Here is a 16,298-nt window from a genome sequence, read left to right on the forward strand (position 1 = left end):
GCGTCCGGCCGGGACGGCGTACCCGTCACGCGACGCCGAGGTACGCCTCCTTGATGCTCGAGTCCGCGAGCAGCTCGCGCCCGCCGCCGCTGCGCACGACCTCACCCGTCTCGAGCACGTACGCGCGGTGCGAGCGCGACAGCGCCTGCTGCGCGTTCTGCTCGACGAGCAGCACCGTCGTCCCCTGCGCGTTGATCTCCGACACGATGCGGAAGATCTGCTGGATGACCATGGGCGCGAGCCCCATCGACGGCTCGTCGAGGAGCAGCAGCCGCGGCCGGGCCATGAGCGCGCGCCCGATCGCGAGCATCTGCTGCTCGCCGCCCGACATGGTGCCGCCCACCTGCTCCTTGCGCTCCGCGAGCCGCGGGAAGAGGTCGAAGACGCGCTCGACCGTCTCGTCGTGCTCGGCCTTCGACGCGAACGTGCGCGCGTAGGCGCCCATCTCCAGGTTCTCGACGACCGTCATGCCGGGGAAGATGCCGCGGCCCTCGGGCGCCTGCACGATGCCCTCGAGCACGCGCAGGTGAGCCTTCATCTTCGTGATGTCCTTGCCGTCGAACAGCACCTTGCCGCGCGCCACCGGGCGGATGCCCGAGATGGCGCGCATCGTCGTGGTCTTCCCGGCGCCGTTGGCCCCGATGAGGGTGACGAGCTCGCCCTCCTCGACGGTGATCGAGATGCCGCGCACGGCCTCGATGCGCCCGTAGGCGACCGTCATGTCCTGCAGCTCAAGCAGGGGCATGGCCGCTGCCTCCTTCGGTGGTGGGGGCCGCGGGCCCGACGCCGTCCGGGCCGGCCAGCTCCTCGTCGGGCACGCCGAGGTACGCCGCGACGACCTTGGGGTCGTTCGTGACCTCGTCCGGCGTGCCGTCCGCGATGACGCGCCCGAACTCGAGCACGACGATCCGGTCGGTCACCCCGCGCACGAGGCGCATGTCGTGCTCGATGAGCAGCACGGTGTAGCCGTCGTCGCGGATGTGGCGGATGAGGTCCATGAGGGACTCCTTCTCCGCCGGGTTGAAGCCGGCCGCCGGCTCGTCGAGGCACAGCAGCTTCGGCTCGGTCGCCAGGGCCCGCGCGATCTCGAGCCGGCGCTGGTCGCCGTACGAGAGGTTGCGCGCCTTCTCCGTCGCGCGCCCGCCGACGCCCACGAACTCGAGCAGCGCGAGCGCCCGGTCGATCGCGTCCCGCTCCTCGCGCCGGTGCCGCGGCGTGCGCAGCAGCGCGCCGGGGACCGACGTGCGGTGCCGCGCGTCCGACCCGACGACGACGTTCTCCAGCGCCGTCATCTCGTTGAACAGGCGGATGTTCTGGAACGTGCGGGCGATGCCGCGCTGCGTGATCCGGTAGCGCTTGAGCTTGCCCACCGGGGAGCCGTCGAAGACGACCTGCCCCTGGGTGGGCCGGTAGACGCCCGTCATCGCGTTGAACGCGGTCGTCTTGCCCGCGCCGTTCGGGCCGATGAGCCCGAGGATCTCGCCGCGCCGGATGTCGAACGTCACGTCGTCGAGCGCGACGAGGCCGCCGAACTGGACCGTGACGTTCTGCATCTGGAGCAGCGGCTCGCCGACGCGCGCGTGGACCGTGCGGTCGGGCGCGACCATCGCGTCGACGAGCTCGGGGTTGGCGAGCTCGGGGCGCACGTCTGCGACGTCGACGACCGCCGGCTCCTCGAGGACGGCTCCGGGCATGTACAGGTCGGCACGCGAGGAGTCGGCGCGGCCCGACGACGCGAGGTGCTCGTCGCCGTGCTCGCCGCCCGCGCCGATGCCGCCGGGGTCGTGGGTGCTCATCGGGTCTCCTCCCCGGTCGTGGTGCCGTCTGCGCCGGTCCCGGTCGTCGTGCCCGTCGCGCGCGACGCGCGGGAGCCGCCCGACGCCGTGGCGACCGCCGGGGAGCCCGGGCGGGCGCCGTCGTCGGACCCGCCCCGCGTGACGGCCTGCGCCGCGCGTCGCGCGGCGACGTAGAGCTCGCGCCCGTAGGCGAGGAGCTTCTGCCGGACGGGGAGGAGCCCTTGCGGACGGAAGATCATGAGCACGACCAGCGCGATCCCGAAGAACAGGTACCGGTAGCTCGCGATCTCGTTGCCGTTGATCGGGATGCCGAACAGCTCCGTGCGGCCGAGGAAGAAGTTCGGCAGGTACACGATGATGAACGCGCCGAGGATCACCCCGAGCTTGTTCCCCTGGCCGCCGAGCACGACGGCGCACAGGAAGAGCACGGAGTTGATGACGTTGAAGTTCGTCGGGATGACGAACTGGACCTGCCCGGCGTAGAGCGCGCCCGCGACACCGCCGATCGACGCCCCGATGACGAACGCCCACAGCTTGAAGCGGAACGTGGGGACGCCCATGATCTCGGCCGCGTCCTCGTCCTCGCGGATCGCGACCCAGGCGCGCCCGACGCGCGAGCGCTCCAGGTTCCCCACGAGCAGCAGCGAGATGACGATGAACACGAGGCTCAGCCAGTACCACCACACGCCCGAGTTGAGCGTGCCCGCGGCGTTCCCCGCGGAGAAGACGCCGTTGGGCAGCTCCTCCGTGACGCCCACCCGGGGGTAGGCGACGCCGCGCAGGCCCTGGCCGCCGCCCGTCAGCTCGTCGAGGTTGTCCGCGAGGAGGCGGACGATCTCGCCGAAGCCGAGCGTGACGATGGCGAGGTAGTCGCCGCGCAGGCGCAGCGTCGGCGAGCCGAGGATCAGCCCGGACAACGACGTGATAGCGACCGCGATCGGCAGCGCCGCGAGCCACGCCCAGTCCTTCGACAGCCACTCGTCGGTCTGGTTCCACGGGCTGTCGGGGCTCGTGAGGATCGCGACCGTGTACGCGCCGATGGCGTAGAAGCCGACGTAGCCGAGGTCGAGCAGGCCCGCCTGGCCCACCACGACGTTGAGGCCGATGGCGATGAGCGCGATCATGCCGAACTGCGCCATCACCCCGCCGAAGTTGGTGCCCACCGTGGTGAGCACCGGGATGTTGAGGATCGGCACGAGCGCCAGGAAGAGGAGGAACGGCACGCCGATCGCCCACTGCGTGGGCCGGGCCTGGGCGTCCCACCACAGGCGCAGCCGGTCGCCGACTCCGCTGTGCGGCCGGTCCTTCGTCGCGACACGGCCGGCGGGCGGCATCGCGGTGGGGCGACCGCCGTCGGGCGCGGGGCCGGGTGCAGGTGTCGAGGTGCTCATGCGCGGGCCCTCCCCAGCGACTCCCCGAGGATGCCCGTCGGGCGGAACATCAGGACGATGATGAGGAGCGCGAACGCGACCACGTCGCGCCACTCCGTGCCGAACACGACCTGGCCGTAGTTCTCCATGACGCCGAGCAGCAGGCCACCGAGCAGCGCGCCGCGCAGGTTGCCGATGCCGCCGAGCACCGCGGCGCAGAACGCCTTGATGCCGAGAATGAAGCCGCCGGAGTAGATGATCCCGTTCGGCACGCGCAGCGTGTAGAGCAGCGCGGCCGCACCGGCGAGGATGCCGCCGATGAGGAACGTCAGCATGATGACGCGCTCGCGCGAGACGCCCATGAGGGTCGCGGTCACCGGGTCCTGCGCGACGGCGCGGATGCCGCGGCCGAACTTCGTCCGGTTGATGAACATGTCCGTCGCGAGCGCGAGGACCAGCGCCGACAGGATGATGACGAGCGTGATGTTCGTGACCGGCGCGCCGCCGATCGTGAACTGCACCTCGGGCTGGACCAGCCGGATCGGCTGCTGCGCGTTGACGCCGCCGAGCGTGCCGCCCGTGAGCTTCGGCAGCACGAAGTGCACGAACTCCTGGATGATGAACGACATCCCGATCGCGGTGATGAGGAAGACGAGCGCCGGTGCGCCGCGCCGTCGCAGCGGCCGGTACGCCACGCGTTCCAGCCCGACGGCGGCACCGCCCGCGACGAGCATCCCGCCGAGCATCGCGATGCCGAGGTAGAGCACCGTCAGGGCGATGCCCTTGTCGTACGCGTTCCCGCTCGGGTAGAAGCCGAGCAGCATGAGCGTCGCGTACTGCCCGAACATGCCGAGCATGAAGACCTCGGAGTGGGCGAAGTTGATGAGCCGCAGCACGCCGTAGACGAGCGTGTAGCCGACGGCGACGAGCGCGTAGATCGCGCCGTAGGTGAGGCCTTCGATGGTGAGGCCCCAGAAGTTCCGGGCGAGGCCCGCGATGTTGAAGTCGATGAGGGACTGGTGGACGAGGGGGCCGGCGGTCGCGCTGTGCATCAGCGCGTCAGCAAGAGCGGGCATGACGCTCCCTGGTTCGTTCTCTGGGGTACGAGGTCGTGGTCCACGACGGGCGCCCCGCCGACCGGTCCCCGCGCGGGGCGGGGACGTCGGGGCGGGGCGCCCGTCGTCGTCGGACTACTGGACCTCGTAGATCCAGATGAGCGCCGAGGCGAGCTCGCCCATGTCGTCCCACTCGTAGGCGCGGGCCAGGCCCTCACCGGAGTAGTTCGCCACGTAGTCGATCAGGCCAGCACGGTCGGTCACGCCCGAGGCGATGCCCGTGAGCATGATCGTCGCGAGGTCGTAGCCCTCGACCGAGTACACGCCCGGCGCCTGGCCGTTCGTCTCCTCGTAGGTGGCCGCGAAGTCCTCCGGGGCCGGGCCGCACGGGCAGGAGAGGATCGCGCCCTTCGACGCGGCGCCCGCCTGCGAGACGAACTGCGGGTCGTTCGTGCCGTCCGCCGAGACGAACGGGATGTCGACGCCGCCGTCGCGCAGGCCCTGCACGAACGGCGCGGCCTCCGCGTAGTAGCCGGCGTAGAAGACGGCGTCCGCGTCGGCGCCGGAGATGATCTGGACGGCGGCCGAGAAGTCCTTGTCGCCGGTCTTCACCTCGGCGGCGCAGTCCTCGTTCGCGGCGTCGCCCAGGCCCTCGGTGATCTGCTGCGCGAGGCCGATGCCGTAGTCCGAGTTGTCGGACACGACGCAGACGCTGCCGAAGTCCTTCGTGTTGACGAGGTACTTCGCGACCGACGGGCCCTGGACGGCGTCGTTCGCGAGACCGCGGAAGAAGTTCGTCCAGCCGTTCTTCGTGAGGTCGGGGTTCGTCGCCGACGCCGTGAGCGACAGCAGGCCCGCCTGGTTGAACACGTCGCCCGTGGCGGCCGTCTCGCCCGAGAACGCGGGGCCGAGCAGACCGAGCACGCTCGCGTCGCCGACGATCTGCGGCGCGACCTGGGTCGCCTTCTGCGGGTCGCCCTCGGTGTCGAACGGCTTGAGCGTGACCTGGCAGCCCGGGTTCGCCTCGTTGAACGCGTCCACCGCGACCTGGGCGCCGTACTGGATGTTGAGTCCGAGCGCGGCGTTCGGGCCCGTGAGAGCTCCGGCCACCGCGATCGAGGTGCCCTCGGCGCACTCGGCGCTGCCGTCACCGGCGGGGTCCGCCGGGTTGCCGGCCGCGGTCGCCTCGACCTCGGCGCCGTCGATGTCGATCTGGACCGACGGGACGATGCTCAGGTCGGCCGAGCCGCCGCCGTCGTCGGTCTCGGTCGACGTCCCGGTCGTCTCGTCGCCGCCGCCCTGGGACTGGGGACCGCAGGCGGTGAGGACGAGGGTGGCCGCGAGGAGCAGGGCGGCACCCCCGCTCGCCCGTCGTGCTGTGCGATGCATGCCAACCTCCGTGGTCCTGATCCCCGCGGAGGCAGCCAAGCCGCCTCTCTCCGCGGTCGATCGCTGAATTCAACACTGAATTGCGTGCTGAATAGTGACACAGGTCACCCGGGGACGAAACCTCCCCGCGGTCGCGCCGTCCGGAGCCCTCCGCGGCATCTCGGAGGGCTCCGGACCCACGAATCCGCGGGAGGGGGCGCCTCCGCGTTCCTGGGTGACGCGAACGTAGGCGGATCGGGTTTCGTGGGACGCAGGGAGTTGTTACCGACTCGTAACGCAAGGGTCTCGTTTCGTTCCGTGAACGGTACGAACGTCCCGTTCTGAGTCCTCGACGCGCTTCCCGGTCACGCTCTCCGGGCGCCTCACGGGGAGTGTCCGGGGGCCTTCCGGGCGCCTCCCCGCGCGCTCCCCGCACCTGCCACCGCGGACGCCGCGGGGGACGGCACAACAGCTCGCGGCAACCCATGGCCAAGAGGGGGCCTACCATGTACGGTTGTCTCCGAGATTGCAGTGCCTCGCTTGTCCTCGCGTCGACGTGACCGCCACCCGGCGGGTGCCCGGCGGACCTTGTTACCCAAGAGTTGACGACGAACACCGTGATGTACTCCCCTGCGCCCGCGGGGGGTGTTTCCACACTCTTGAAGGAGTAACAATGGCTACCGGAACCGTGAAGTGGTTCAACAGCGAGAAGGGCTACGGCTTCATCGCCCCCGAGGACGGCTCGGCCGACGTGTTCGCGCACTACTCCGCGATCCAGTCGCAGGGCTTCCGCACGCTGGAGGAGAACCAGCGCGTCGAGTTCGACGTGACGCAGGGCCCGAAGGGCCCGCAGGCGGAGAACATCCGCCCCGTCTGACCCGATCTCCTCGGTAGCGGCTCGCCGCACCGATCGATCGTTCCTCGAGTGCCCCCGACCGTCCGGTCGGGGGCACTCGTGCGTTCCGGGCAGCGAGGCGGGGCGGCCTCAGAACTCGCCGAAGCCGCCGAAGTCGTCGAAGCCTCCGCCGTCGAAACCTCCGCCGAAGCCGCCGTCGTCGAAGCCGCCGTCGGCACCGCCCGCGGGTTCCCCGCCCGACGCCTCGACGGCGCCGCCGTCAGCGTCGCCCTCGGCGGCACCCGGGTCCTCGCCGGCGCCCGGGTCCTCGGCGGCCGCGTCCTCGGCCACGGGCTGGCTCGGGTCGGCGAACGCGGGCCCGAACAGGGCGTTCGCGACGGCGGACCCGATGACGACGCCCGCGATCGTGCCCAGCAGGCTCGACCCGACCATCGCGCCGAACCCGGGGCCCGCCTGGCCCCGGCCCGCGAAGGTGCGCTCCAGCGTCCCGGGCTGCCGCATCTCGGCCCGCGTCGCCATGCGCGCGAGGTCCTGCGGGGCGTCCGACGTCGCCCGCTCGCCCGCCGGGACCTGCTCGCCGAGCTCGGCGAGCACCTGCCGGCGCTGCTCCGGCGTGAGCCGCGCGAAGGCCTCGGCGTGCGCCTGCTCGACGGCGTCCGGCGGGGCGGTGCGCAGCAGGTAGCGGTAGCGGTCGATCGCCACCTGGTCCGGCGTACGCTGCCCGGCCGCGGGCCGAGCGTCCTGCGGGGCGCTGCCGTACGCGGGCTGCTGGGCCGGGTACTGCGTCGGGTAGGGGTTCGCGGGCTGCGTCGGGGGCTGGGCGCCGTAGGGGCCCGTGTGCTGCGGCGCGCCGCCGTCGTCTCGCGGCTCGCGGCCGAGGAGCCGGTCCAGGAATCCCATGGGTCGTCCTCCGGGGGTGGGGGCGCCGAGCGGTGCGCTCGCGCCGGGGTCGTGGCCGGGTACGGCTCACTCCCCGACCAACGACGCGCACCGGCCCGTGGTTCCGGCGGGTGCTTCCGGTGCGGACGGTTCCGGCCGGAGGCTCCGGCGGGTGCTTCCGGTGTGCACGGTTCCGGCCGGATGCTCCGGCGAGGGCTTCCGGTGTGCACGGTTCCGGTGGCCCCGCGGCCGGGCACCGCCGCCCGTCAGGACGTGAGGGCCAGGAAGGCGCCGAGCTCCTCCAGACCGCGGGCCGAGCGGGGCAGCGTGTCGGTGAGCCCGGGCGAGCGCACGACGACCGCGCTCCACTGCGCACGCGAGACCGCGACGTTGAGGCGGTTCCGGGAGAGCAGGAACCCGAGCCCGCGCGACGCCTCGTGCCCGGACGACGCCGCGAGCGTGAGGATGACGACCGGAGCCTCCTTGCCCTGGAACCGGTCGACCGTCCCGACCTCGACGTCCGGGTAGCCCGCGTCGCGCAGAGCGCCGCGCACCGCCCACACCTGCGCGTTGTACGGGGCGACGACGAGCACGTCGCCCTGCCCGAGCGGACGCTCGTGCGCGACGCCGTCGACCGTCGTCGTCCAGGACCGGTCGAGGACGTCCGCGACCTGGCGCACGACCTCGGCCGCCTCCTCCGTCGAGCGCACGGTGCTGCCCGCGTGCTCCACGAGCACCTGCCGCACGCCGGGCGCGACGCCGTCGAGGCGGCGGGCCGCGGCGAGCGGGTGCGCCCGCAGCCGGTCCTCGTAGGAGAGCGTCGAGACCGCCGCGGCGAGGTCCGGGTGCAGGCGCCACGTGGTGGCGAGGAAGTACCCGCGCTCGGGGGGCAGCACCCCGTGGCCGTCGGCGAGCCAGGCGAGCGCCGAGCGGTCGACGGGCTCCGGGTGACGGCCCTGGCTGACCTGCGGGAGCTGCTGCGGGTCGCCGAGCAGGAGCAGGCGGCGGGCCGCCCGTGCGACCGCGACCGTGCTCGCGAGCGAGAACTGGCCCGCCTCGTCGACGACGAGCAGGTCGAGCGTGCCCGCGGGCAGCCGTTCGGCGGCGAAGTCCCACGCGGTGCCGCCGACGACGCGCGGCCCCGGCTCGGTCGCGAACGCGGCGAGGTGGGCGCCGTCGAGCTCGGCGTACACGGCGCGCGGCGACGGCCCGTCCGTCGCGAGCTTCTTCGCGACGAGCTCGCGCGGCACGCCCGCGCCGAGCACGACCGCGCGCAGCAGGTTCTCGACCACGGCGTGGGACTGCGCGACGACGCCGACACGCCACCCCTGCGCGACGAGCCGCGCCACGACCCGCGCGCCGACGTACGTCTTGCCCGTCCCGGGCGGGCCCTGCACCGCGAGGTACGAGTCGTCGAGCCGCTCGACGGCCGCCGTGACCGCGTCGACGACGTCGTCCGCGACGGGCGGCAGCGCGCCGCCCGTCACGCTGCCGACGCCGTCGGCTGCGGCGGCTCCGCCCGGGGCGACGTCGGGCGCGGCCGGACCGGCGGGCACGAGGCGCGGCGGCCGGCGCAGCAGCAGGTCGGTCGCGGCGTCCCGCGGGAGCGAGCCCGTGGCTCGCCAGGCGGCGAGAGCGCGGCGTGCGGCCTCCTCGGTCGCGGCCTCGAGCGGCTTCGTGCCCGGCCCGGGCGACGGGGTGAGCGCGACCGGGGTCGCGTCGAACGGCTCCGCGCTCGTCGGGAGCTGCTCGCGCACCACCAGAACGTCGCGCTCGCCCGCCGGCGTCGCGCGGCGCCCGGCGTCGAGGATCGCCCCGCCGGTGAGCCAGCCCCGCACGCCGTCGACCGCCGTCCGGGCGCAGGGCGGCAGCGGCGGGTCGTAGAGCACGAACGGGGCGACGCCCACGCGCAGGTCGCTGCCCTCGGGCAGCCGTCCGACGAGCTCGAGGCGCCGGGACCACGTGCGCCGTCCCGGCTCGACCTCCCACCCCGAGACGACCTCGGCCTGCTCGACGAGGAACGCGTTCCGCCGCCCCAGCCACTCGTCGGGCGGGAACGCGAGCCGGGAGTAGTGCTCGTGCCAGAACGGCTTGGCCTCGCGCCGGTGGTACCCGGCCGCCGCCCCGTACATCGCGAGCGCCTGCTCGTCCGCGGTGCGCCGTGCGCGGTCCTCACCGACGGCCTGCCGGATCTCCTCCTCCAGCAGCACCGCGGAGGACCGCTCGCGCTCCCCGGCCCCGGTCTCGTCGACCCCACCGGTCGTGGCAGCCGCGACGGTGGTGGCGCCGACGCTCGTGGCGGCCGTGCCGGTGGCCGTAGCCGTGGCCGCGGTATCCCCGGTGACGTCACGGTCCGCGACCCCCGCGGCCGCCTCGCGCAGCCACGCGGCGAGGCGCAGCGTCGACACGCAGTCGTACCGGTTGTAGTCCGCGATCCCCTGCAGGAGCTCGGCCGCCTCCTCGCTGCGGCCCGCGTCGCGCAGGGCGGTGTACTCGGCGTACGCGACGACGGACGCGGCGCCCGTGGTCACGTCTCCGGTGCGCAGCTCGTCGCCCATGTAGAGCGGCTCGAGCTTCTTGATGGACCGCGAGCGGTCGGAAACGTGCAGCGCCTGCCGCACGACGGCGTACAGGTCGACGAGGACGCCGTCGCGCAGGAGGTCGTCGACCTCCTCCTCGTAGACGCCGTGCCGCGCGGCGATCGCGAGCAGGTGCGCGCGCTCGTAGTCGGCGTAGTGGTAGACGTGCAGGTCGGGGTGGACGCGGCGGCGCGCGTTGACATGGTCGACGAACGCGACGAGCGCGTCCCGCTCCGCCGCGAGGTCGTGAGCCCACAGGGCGTGGAACGGTGGCCGGCCCTCGGGCGTCGCCGGGCGCTCGACCCACCCGAACAGGTAGTCGATCCCCCAGCTCGTGCCGCCGGCGTCCGTCCACAGCGGGTCGCCCTCGAAGTCGAAGAAGAGGTCGCCCGGGCTGGGCTCCGGCAGGGCGAGCACGGGCGCCGGGTCGTCGATGCGCCACGACAGCTCGTGCGGCCCGGACGCGTCGGCCCACACGACCGTGCCGTCGGACGGGCCGGTGCCGAGCTGGAGCCCGGCCTGGCGCCGCACGCGCGCGAAGGTCGACCGGCTCATCCCGGCCGGGACCGGCGTATCGTCGGTCGCGGCGGCGAGCTCGTCGATCGTCCGGATCCCCGCCGCGTGCAGGGCCGCGCGCTGCGCCTCGTACACGCCCCCGACGAGGAGCACGTCCCGGCGCGCCTCCACCTGGGCGCGGCAGTCGGCGCAGCGCCCGCACGCGCGGACCGCCGGGTCGTCCCACGGGGCGCGGCCCTCGCGCGCGACGTGCTCGGCCGTCAGGCGCACGAGCCGCTCGCGCCGGTCCCGGTAGACGGGCAGCAGGTCGGCCAGGCGGTGCGACGTGCGCTCGCGCGTGCCGAGGACGAGCGAGACGTCCGGGTCCACGGGGACGCCCGCGGCGAGGAGCTGGTCGCCGTAGGCCGCGAGCTGGAGCAGGGCGGGGACCTTGGCGCGGCGCGCGAGCTTGGCGTCCACGACGGCGTAGCGCGCCGCGCCCGCGTCGTCCGTGCCGGTGCGCACGAGGAAGTCGGCCCGGCCGTGGAACGCGCCGTCGAAGAAGGCGGCCTGGTGCACGACGTCCGCCCCCGCCTCGACCGCGGCGAGCGTGCGCGCCTGTGCGGCGACGAGCTCGTCCCACGAGGTGCCGCGCGGCGGCTCGACGTGCACGACGCCGCGGCCTGTCGCCGGGTCGAACGGGCCGTGCTCGGCCTCGTAGCCCGCGAGCACCGCGCGCTCGTGCCGGGCGCCGAGCTCGGCCGTGCGGGCCAGCATCGCGTCCTCGCCCTCGTCGCGGCGGGGCGCCCGCCCGAGCTGCTCGTCGAGCCGGCACAGGAGCCGGTACTCGCAGTCCGCGGCGACGATGAGGTCGCTCGCCGACAGCACGAGCGCCTGCTCGCGGGGTGGCGCTGCGCCGGCACCGGCCCGGTCGGCCACGGTCGCGGCCCGCAGCACCGGCTCGTCGACGAGGAACACGCACACCTCCGGTTCGGGACGGCCGCCGACGGCCGTCGCCGCCGACCGTCCGTCGGTCTGCGTCCGTTCTACCAGCGGCCACCCACGCGTCCGCGCCACCCCTCCGCACCACCCACCCGCACCGCCGCACCCACCGACGACCCACCGGCCCCCCGCCGACCACACTCCACCGCCCGCCCGCCCGCCCCCGGCGGCCCCGCCCGCCGCTCTCCGGCCGACCCGTGCCCGGGATGCGGCGATTCGTGCCGACGGGCGCGGCTCCCCTACTGTTCCCGTCGGACGTCCCGCCCGGGCGTCGTCGCCGGACGTCGCCGCGGCACGTCCACGCCGGACCGGGAGCCCCGCGGCTCCCGGCGCCCCCGCCCTCGCGCGGCGGGCGCCACCGAAGGAGGACCCATGGCCGTGCGCTTCGTCCCGCCGCCAGGGTGGCCCGTGCCCGCGGGCTTCACCCCGACGACCGAGTGGCACCCGGACCCGTCCTGGCCGCCGCCCCCGCCCGGGTGGGTGTTCTGGGCCGACGACGCCGCCCCCGTCCCCGGCCCCGTGCCGCCCCCGGAGGCGCCCGTCCTGCACAGCACCGAGCCGCTGCCCGTCGGGTCCGGCGCGCCGACCCGCCGGTCGTTGCGCGCCCGCTCGTCGGGCGCGACCCCGGCGGTCGGTCCCGAGGCCGACGCGACGCGCGTCGCGGCCGCCGTCCCGGCCGCCCCGCCAATCCCGGGCGCCGTGGAGGACCACCCCGTGGCGAGCTCGACGATGATCCTGCCCGCGCTCGGCGGGATGCTCGACGACCCGGCCGCGCGCCCGTCGCCCGGCCCGGCCGCCCGCCCGGCGACGCCTGCGCCCGCCGCGCGCCCGACGCCGTCCGCCACCCCGGGTGCAGCCCCGACGGTCCCGGCCCGGGCCGGGCGGTCCGGCGTCGTCCCGGTGGGGCCGCTCGCCCTGCCCGCGGCCGACGACGACGGCGACCACGCGCCGGAGCGGGGGCGGCGCTGGCTCGTCCCGACGGCGGTCGGCCTCGCGGGCGTCGCGGTCGGCCTGCTCGTGGGCATCGGCCTCACGCTCTCGGCGCAGGGCGAGGCGCAGCGCGAGCGGGCCGAGGCGCAGCGCGTGCAGAGCGAGGTCGCGGCGGAGCGCGAGCAGCTCGAGTCCGAGCGGGCCGACCTCGACGCCCAGCGTGCCGAGCTCGACGCCGCGACGGCCCAGCTCACCGAGCGCGAGGAGGCCGTCGCGCAGGCCGAGGAGGACGCGGCGAAGCGCTCGCAGGAGCTCGACGACCGCCAGAAGGAGCAGGACGACCGCGAGCAGGAGGAGCGTCCGGGGAACGGGCCGGGGAACGGCGGCGGCAACGGGAACGACGGCGGCGACGGGGACGGCGGCGGGGGCGGCTGGGACTGGGGCGACTGGGGTTGGTGACCCGGCGGTCTCCACGAACGCCTCACGGACACGTCACCGCTTCCGGTCGCGGAACACACGTCCCTCACCGACAGTGGGAGGCGTGCTGACGCGATCTTCCTCTCCCACCCCCGACAGCGAGACCCCGATCTACGACGCCCTCGTGGTCGAGCACGAGAACATGCTGCCGCTCGTGCACCTCGGCAGGGCGCTCAGCGGGGAGATGGTCACGGTCGCCCGCCCCACGGGGCTCTCGCCCCGCCTCGCGCCCACGCACGGGGCGCCCGCGCTCCCGCGCCGCCGCCGCGCCGGCTGAGCGCGAGACCGACCCGCCTGCCCGCGGTCGACCCGTCGAGGGTCCGCCCAGGCGCCGGGCCGGTCTCGTGAGGCTCCCTCGCCGGTGCCGGACGCCGTCTACAGCACGTGGGCGAGGAACGACCGCGTGCGCTCGTGCTGCGGGTCCTCCAGCACCTGCTCCGGGGTGCCCTGCTCGACGATGACGCCCTCGTCCATGAAGACCACGGTGTCGGCGACCTCGCGCGCGAACCCGATCTCGTGGGTCACGACCATCATCGTCATGCCGGACCGCGCGAGGTCGCGCATGACGGCCAGCACCTCGCCGACGAGCTCGGGGTCGAGGGCCGACGTCGGCTCGTCGAACAGCATGAGCTCGGGATCCATGGCGAGGGCCCGCGCGATGGCCACGCGCTGCTGCTGACCGCCGGAGAGCTGCGCCGGGTAGTGGTCGGCGCGGTCCGCGAGGCCCACGCGGTCCAGGAGCTCGGACGCGCGCGCCCGCGCCTGCGCCTTGCTCAGCCCGCGCACCTGGACGGGCGCCTCGGCGACGTTCTCGAGCGCCGTCATGTGCGGGAACAGGTTGAAGCGCTGGAACACCATGCCGATCCGCGAGCGCTGCCGCGCCACGACCTTGGGGTGCAGGCGGTGCAGGCGAGTGCGGCCGTCCTTGGTGACCTCGCGGTAGCCCATGAGCTCGCCGTCGACCCGGACGCGGCCGCCCGTGATCTCCTCGAGCTCGTTGACGCAGCGCAGCAGCGTCGACTTGCCCGAGCCCGACGGGCCGAGCACGACGCACACCGAGCCGCGCGCGACCTCGAGGTCCACGCCCTTGAGCACGTGCAGGTCGCCGAACATCTTGTGCAGGCCCTCGACCTGCACCATCGGGGTGGCGTCGGTGGAGCGGCCCGCCTCCGGGGAGGTCCGGGGCGCCGCGGATGCCGTGTCGTGCGTCCCGCTCACGGGGTCACCTCCAGGAAGGGGTCGTCCTTCGTCGTGCCGGACGCGGCGATGAGGTCCTGCCGGTTCGGCTTGCGGCCGCGCCCGCCCGGGCCGCGCCCGCGGCGCCGCGTCGGCGCCTGCGTGCCGAACCCGCGGCCGTAGTACCGCTCCACGTAGTGCTGGCCGACCATGAGGACGCTCGTGATGAGCAGGTACCAGATGGCGGCGACCATGAGCAGCGGGATCGGCAGGAAGAGGCGGTTGCCGATCGCGTTCGTCGAGTACTGCAGGTCGAGCGTGAACGGCACCGCGAGGACGAGCGACGTCGTCTTGAGCATGGAGATGGTCTCGTTGCCCGTGGGCGGCACGATCACGCGCATGGCCTGGGGCAGCACGATGCGCGTGAGGATCTTGCCGTCCTTCATGCCGAGCGCCTTCGCGGCCTCGGTCTGGCCCGGGTCGACCGACCCGAGGCCCGCGCGCACGATCTCCGCGAGGTACGCCGCCTCGTTGAGCGAGAGCCCGATGAGCGCGCACACGAACGCGGTGAACAGGTCCGCCGTGCGGAACTCGAAGAACTCCGGCCCGAACGGGATGCCGAGGCTCAGGCGCGGGTACAGCACCGAGATGAGGCCCCAGAACACGAGCTGCGTGTAGATCGGGGTGCCGCGGAAGAACCAGATGTAGCCCCAGCTCACCGACCGCATGACGGGGTTGTCCGAGCGCCGCATGATCGCGAGGAGCACGGCGAGGACGATCGCGATGAGCATCGAGCCGAACGTCAGCACGAGCGTCCAGCCCACGCCGCGCACGACCGTCACGTCGCGGAAGTACAGCCAGACGACGTCCCACCGGAACTTCTCGTTCGTCAGCAGGGCGTTGGCCGCCATCGCGGCGAGCACGAGCAGCAGGGCGGCGGAGATCCACCGGCCGGGCCGCGGGACGGGGACGGCGTGGATGCGGTCGGGGACCGGGTCGTCGGCCGGTCCGGCGGCGGCGCCGCGGGGGGAGCTACCGGTCGTCATGGTGCACCTCGGGGGGTCGGGGCTCGGGGGACGAGCCGGGCCGCGCGGTCGTCGTCGTCCGCGCGGTCGTCCCGGCCGCCGGCCGCGGGCGCCGGGTGGGCGCCCGCGGGACGGCGGGACGGACGGGGGCTGGCGAGGGGGTCGTCAGCCGACGGACGGGTTGAGCTCGGCGGTCTCCAGGGCCGCGTCGCCGCTGCCCCAGGCCCCGAGGATCTCCTCGAGCTGGCCGCTGTCCATGAGCGACTGCAGGGCTGCCTGGATCGCGGCGGCGAGCTCCGTGTCGTCCTTCGCGACGACGACGCCCTGCGGCGCGCTGTCGAACACGTCGCCGAGCTGCTCGAGCTGGCCGCCCGTCTGCTCGACGGCGTAGCCGATCACCGGCGAGTCGGCGTAGAGGACCTGCGCCTTGCCGCCCGCGACGTTCGTCGTGGCGTCGGACTGCGAGTCGTACTGGAGGATGTCGATCTTCTCCTCGCCGGCGTCGGTGCACGCCTGGCTCTGCACGGCGATGTCCTCGTCCTGGACCGTGCCCGTCTGCACGGCGACGGTCACGCCGCACAGGCTCTCGGGGTCGATGTCGTCCGGGTTGCCCGACGCGACCGCGTAGGCGGAGCCCGCGTTGAGGAAGGCGATCATGTTCGCCTCCTGCATGCGCTCCTCCGTGATGGTGAACGAGGAGATCCCGGCGTCGTACTTGGTGCCGAGCGCGGGGATGATCGCCGGGAAGTCGGCCGACTGGACCTCGACGTCGAGCCCGAGCGTCGCGCCGACGGCCTTGATGACGTCGATGTCGAACCCGATCGGCGTCTTGCCGTCGGCGTCGATGAACTCGGCGGGCGCGTACTCGGTGTTCGAGCCGACGACGAGCGTCCCCGCGGACGCGACGTCCTCGGGCAGGAGCGCGGCGGCCGCGTCGTCGACCTCGACGGTCGACGGGTCGAACGACGGCGCCGCCGACGTCTCGTCACCGGAGCCCGACGTGCTGCCGTCCGTCCCGGTCTGGGACGCGTCGGTGCACGCGGCGAGCAGGAGGGTGCTTGTCGCGGCGAGCGCGACGAGGCCGGTGAGGGGGAGCTTGCGCGGGGTCGTACGCATGGTGTCTCCGATCGGTGGGGGCCGGGCAGGGGCAGCGTAGACACCGATCGTCTCCGTCGTGTTACGTCAGCACCCGGCCCGTGAGGGCAGAGGAACGTACGGGGAACAGAGGACCCGGCGGTGCGCGGCACCTGCGCACGAGTGTGGGGCCGTTCGGCCCCGCTCACCAAACCG

The 16,298-nt window shown here is 74.1% G+C and carries 13 protein-coding genes; 3 read left to right on the forward strand and 10 right to left on the reverse strand.

Annotated elements, in window-relative coordinates:
- Positions 1 to 25 precede the first annotated feature (25 nt).
- The 5 genes from RSE42_RS17660 to RSE42_RS17680 all read right to left on the reverse strand — a co-directional run bounded on the left by RSE42_RS17660 (position 26) and on the right by RSE42_RS17680 (position 5,610).
- Entirely contained in the window at positions 26 to 745 is a 720-nt protein-coding gene (locus RSE42_RS17660; RefSeq protein ID WP_021483127.1) for an ABC transporter ATP-binding protein, read from the reverse strand.
- On the reverse strand, positions 732 to 1,796 hold the full coding sequence (locus RSE42_RS17665; RefSeq protein ID WP_021483128.1) for an ABC transporter ATP-binding protein: 1,065 nt from the start codon (positions 1,794 to 1,796) through the stop codon (positions 732 to 734). Before RSE42_RS17665 ends, RSE42_RS17660 begins: the two co-directional genes overlap by 14 nt.
- Positions 1,793 to 3,187: a branched-chain amino acid ABC transporter permease gene (locus RSE42_RS17670; RefSeq protein WP_222123589.1), complete on the reverse strand. Its 1,395-nt coding sequence runs from the start codon at positions 3,185 to 3,187 to the stop codon at positions 1,793 to 1,795. The genes RSE42_RS17665 and RSE42_RS17670 overlap by 4 nt, the downstream gene beginning before the upstream one ends.
- Complete coding sequence (locus tag RSE42_RS17675) at positions 3,184 to 4,242, reverse strand: branched-chain amino acid ABC transporter permease (RefSeq protein ID WP_043657230.1); 1,059 nt, start codon at positions 4,240 to 4,242, stop codon at positions 3,184 to 3,186. The genes RSE42_RS17670 and RSE42_RS17675 overlap by 4 nt, the downstream gene beginning before the upstream one ends.
- A 114-nt stretch (positions 4,243 to 4,356) precedes the next feature.
- Positions 4,357 to 5,610 carry a branched-chain amino acid ABC transporter substrate-binding protein gene (locus RSE42_RS17680; RefSeq protein WP_415297422.1) on the reverse strand — a complete coding sequence of 418 codons (1,254 nt, stop codon included), beginning with the start codon at positions 5,608 to 5,610 and terminating at the stop codon, positions 4,357 to 4,359.
- A 652-nt stretch (positions 5,611 to 6,262) separates the two neighbouring features.
- On the opposite strand from RSE42_RS17680, the gene RSE42_RS17685 reads away from it, so the two are divergent.
- On the forward strand, positions 6,263 to 6,466 hold the full coding sequence (locus tag RSE42_RS17685) for a cold-shock protein (protein WP_009861351.1): 204 nt from the start codon (positions 6,263 to 6,265) through the stop codon (positions 6,464 to 6,466).
- Positions 6,467 to 6,574: 108 nt separating this feature from the next.
- Here the strand turns inward: RSE42_RS17685 and RSE42_RS17690 are convergent, their stop codons facing one another.
- Complete coding sequence (locus RSE42_RS17690) at positions 6,575 to 7,345, reverse strand: hypothetical protein (protein WP_415297423.1); 771 nt, start codon at positions 7,343 to 7,345, stop codon at positions 6,575 to 6,577.
- Positions 7,346 to 7,590: 245 nt separating this feature from the next.
- The gene (locus tag RSE42_RS17695; protein WP_415297424.1) at positions 7,591 to 11,376 is read right to left on the reverse strand and encodes a TM0106 family RecB-like putative nuclease; all 3,786 of its coding nucleotides are present in this window, start codon (positions 11,374 to 11,376) and stop codon (positions 7,591 to 7,593) included.
- 396 nt (positions 11,377 to 11,772) lie between these two features.
- On the opposite strand from RSE42_RS17695, the gene RSE42_RS17700 reads away from it, so the two are divergent.
- Both RSE42_RS17700 and RSE42_RS17705 read left to right on the forward strand, forming a co-directional pair.
- Positions 11,773 to 12,789, forward strand: a complete 1,017-nt coding sequence (locus RSE42_RS17700) for a hypothetical protein (RefSeq protein WP_415297425.1) — start codon at positions 11,773 to 11,775, stop codon at positions 12,787 to 12,789.
- Between the two features lie 82 nt (positions 12,790 to 12,871).
- Positions 12,872 to 13,084: a hypothetical protein gene (locus RSE42_RS17705; protein ID WP_143311064.1), complete on the forward strand. Its 213-nt coding sequence runs from the start codon at positions 12,872 to 12,874 to the stop codon at positions 13,082 to 13,084.
- A gap of 98 nt (positions 13,085 to 13,182) precedes the next feature.
- On the opposite strand, the gene RSE42_RS17710 is transcribed toward RSE42_RS17705, so the two are convergent.
- The 3 genes from RSE42_RS17710 to RSE42_RS17720 form a co-directional block, all read right to left on the reverse strand.
- Positions 13,183 to 13,947, reverse strand: coding sequence for an amino acid ABC transporter ATP-binding protein (locus tag RSE42_RS17710; protein WP_415298934.1), 765 nt, complete (start codon positions 13,945 to 13,947; stop codon positions 13,183 to 13,185).
- A 74-nt stretch (positions 13,948 to 14,021) separates the two neighbouring features.
- Entirely contained in the window at positions 14,022 to 15,029 is a 1,008-nt protein-coding gene (locus tag RSE42_RS17715) for an amino acid ABC transporter permease (protein ID WP_061267902.1), read from the reverse strand.
- Positions 15,030 to 15,173: 144 nt separating this feature from the next.
- A complete protein-coding gene (locus tag RSE42_RS17720) occupies positions 15,174 to 16,124 on the reverse strand; it encodes an ABC transporter substrate-binding protein (RefSeq protein WP_021483556.1) in 951 nt (316 codons plus the stop codon).
- Positions 16,125 to 16,298: the final 174 nt, after the last annotated feature.

Source organism: Cellulosimicrobium sp. SJTW-1, assembly GCF_047716875.1.
GTDB lineage: Bacteria > Actinomycetota > Actinomycetes > Actinomycetales > Cellulomonadaceae > Cellulosimicrobium > Cellulosimicrobium funkei.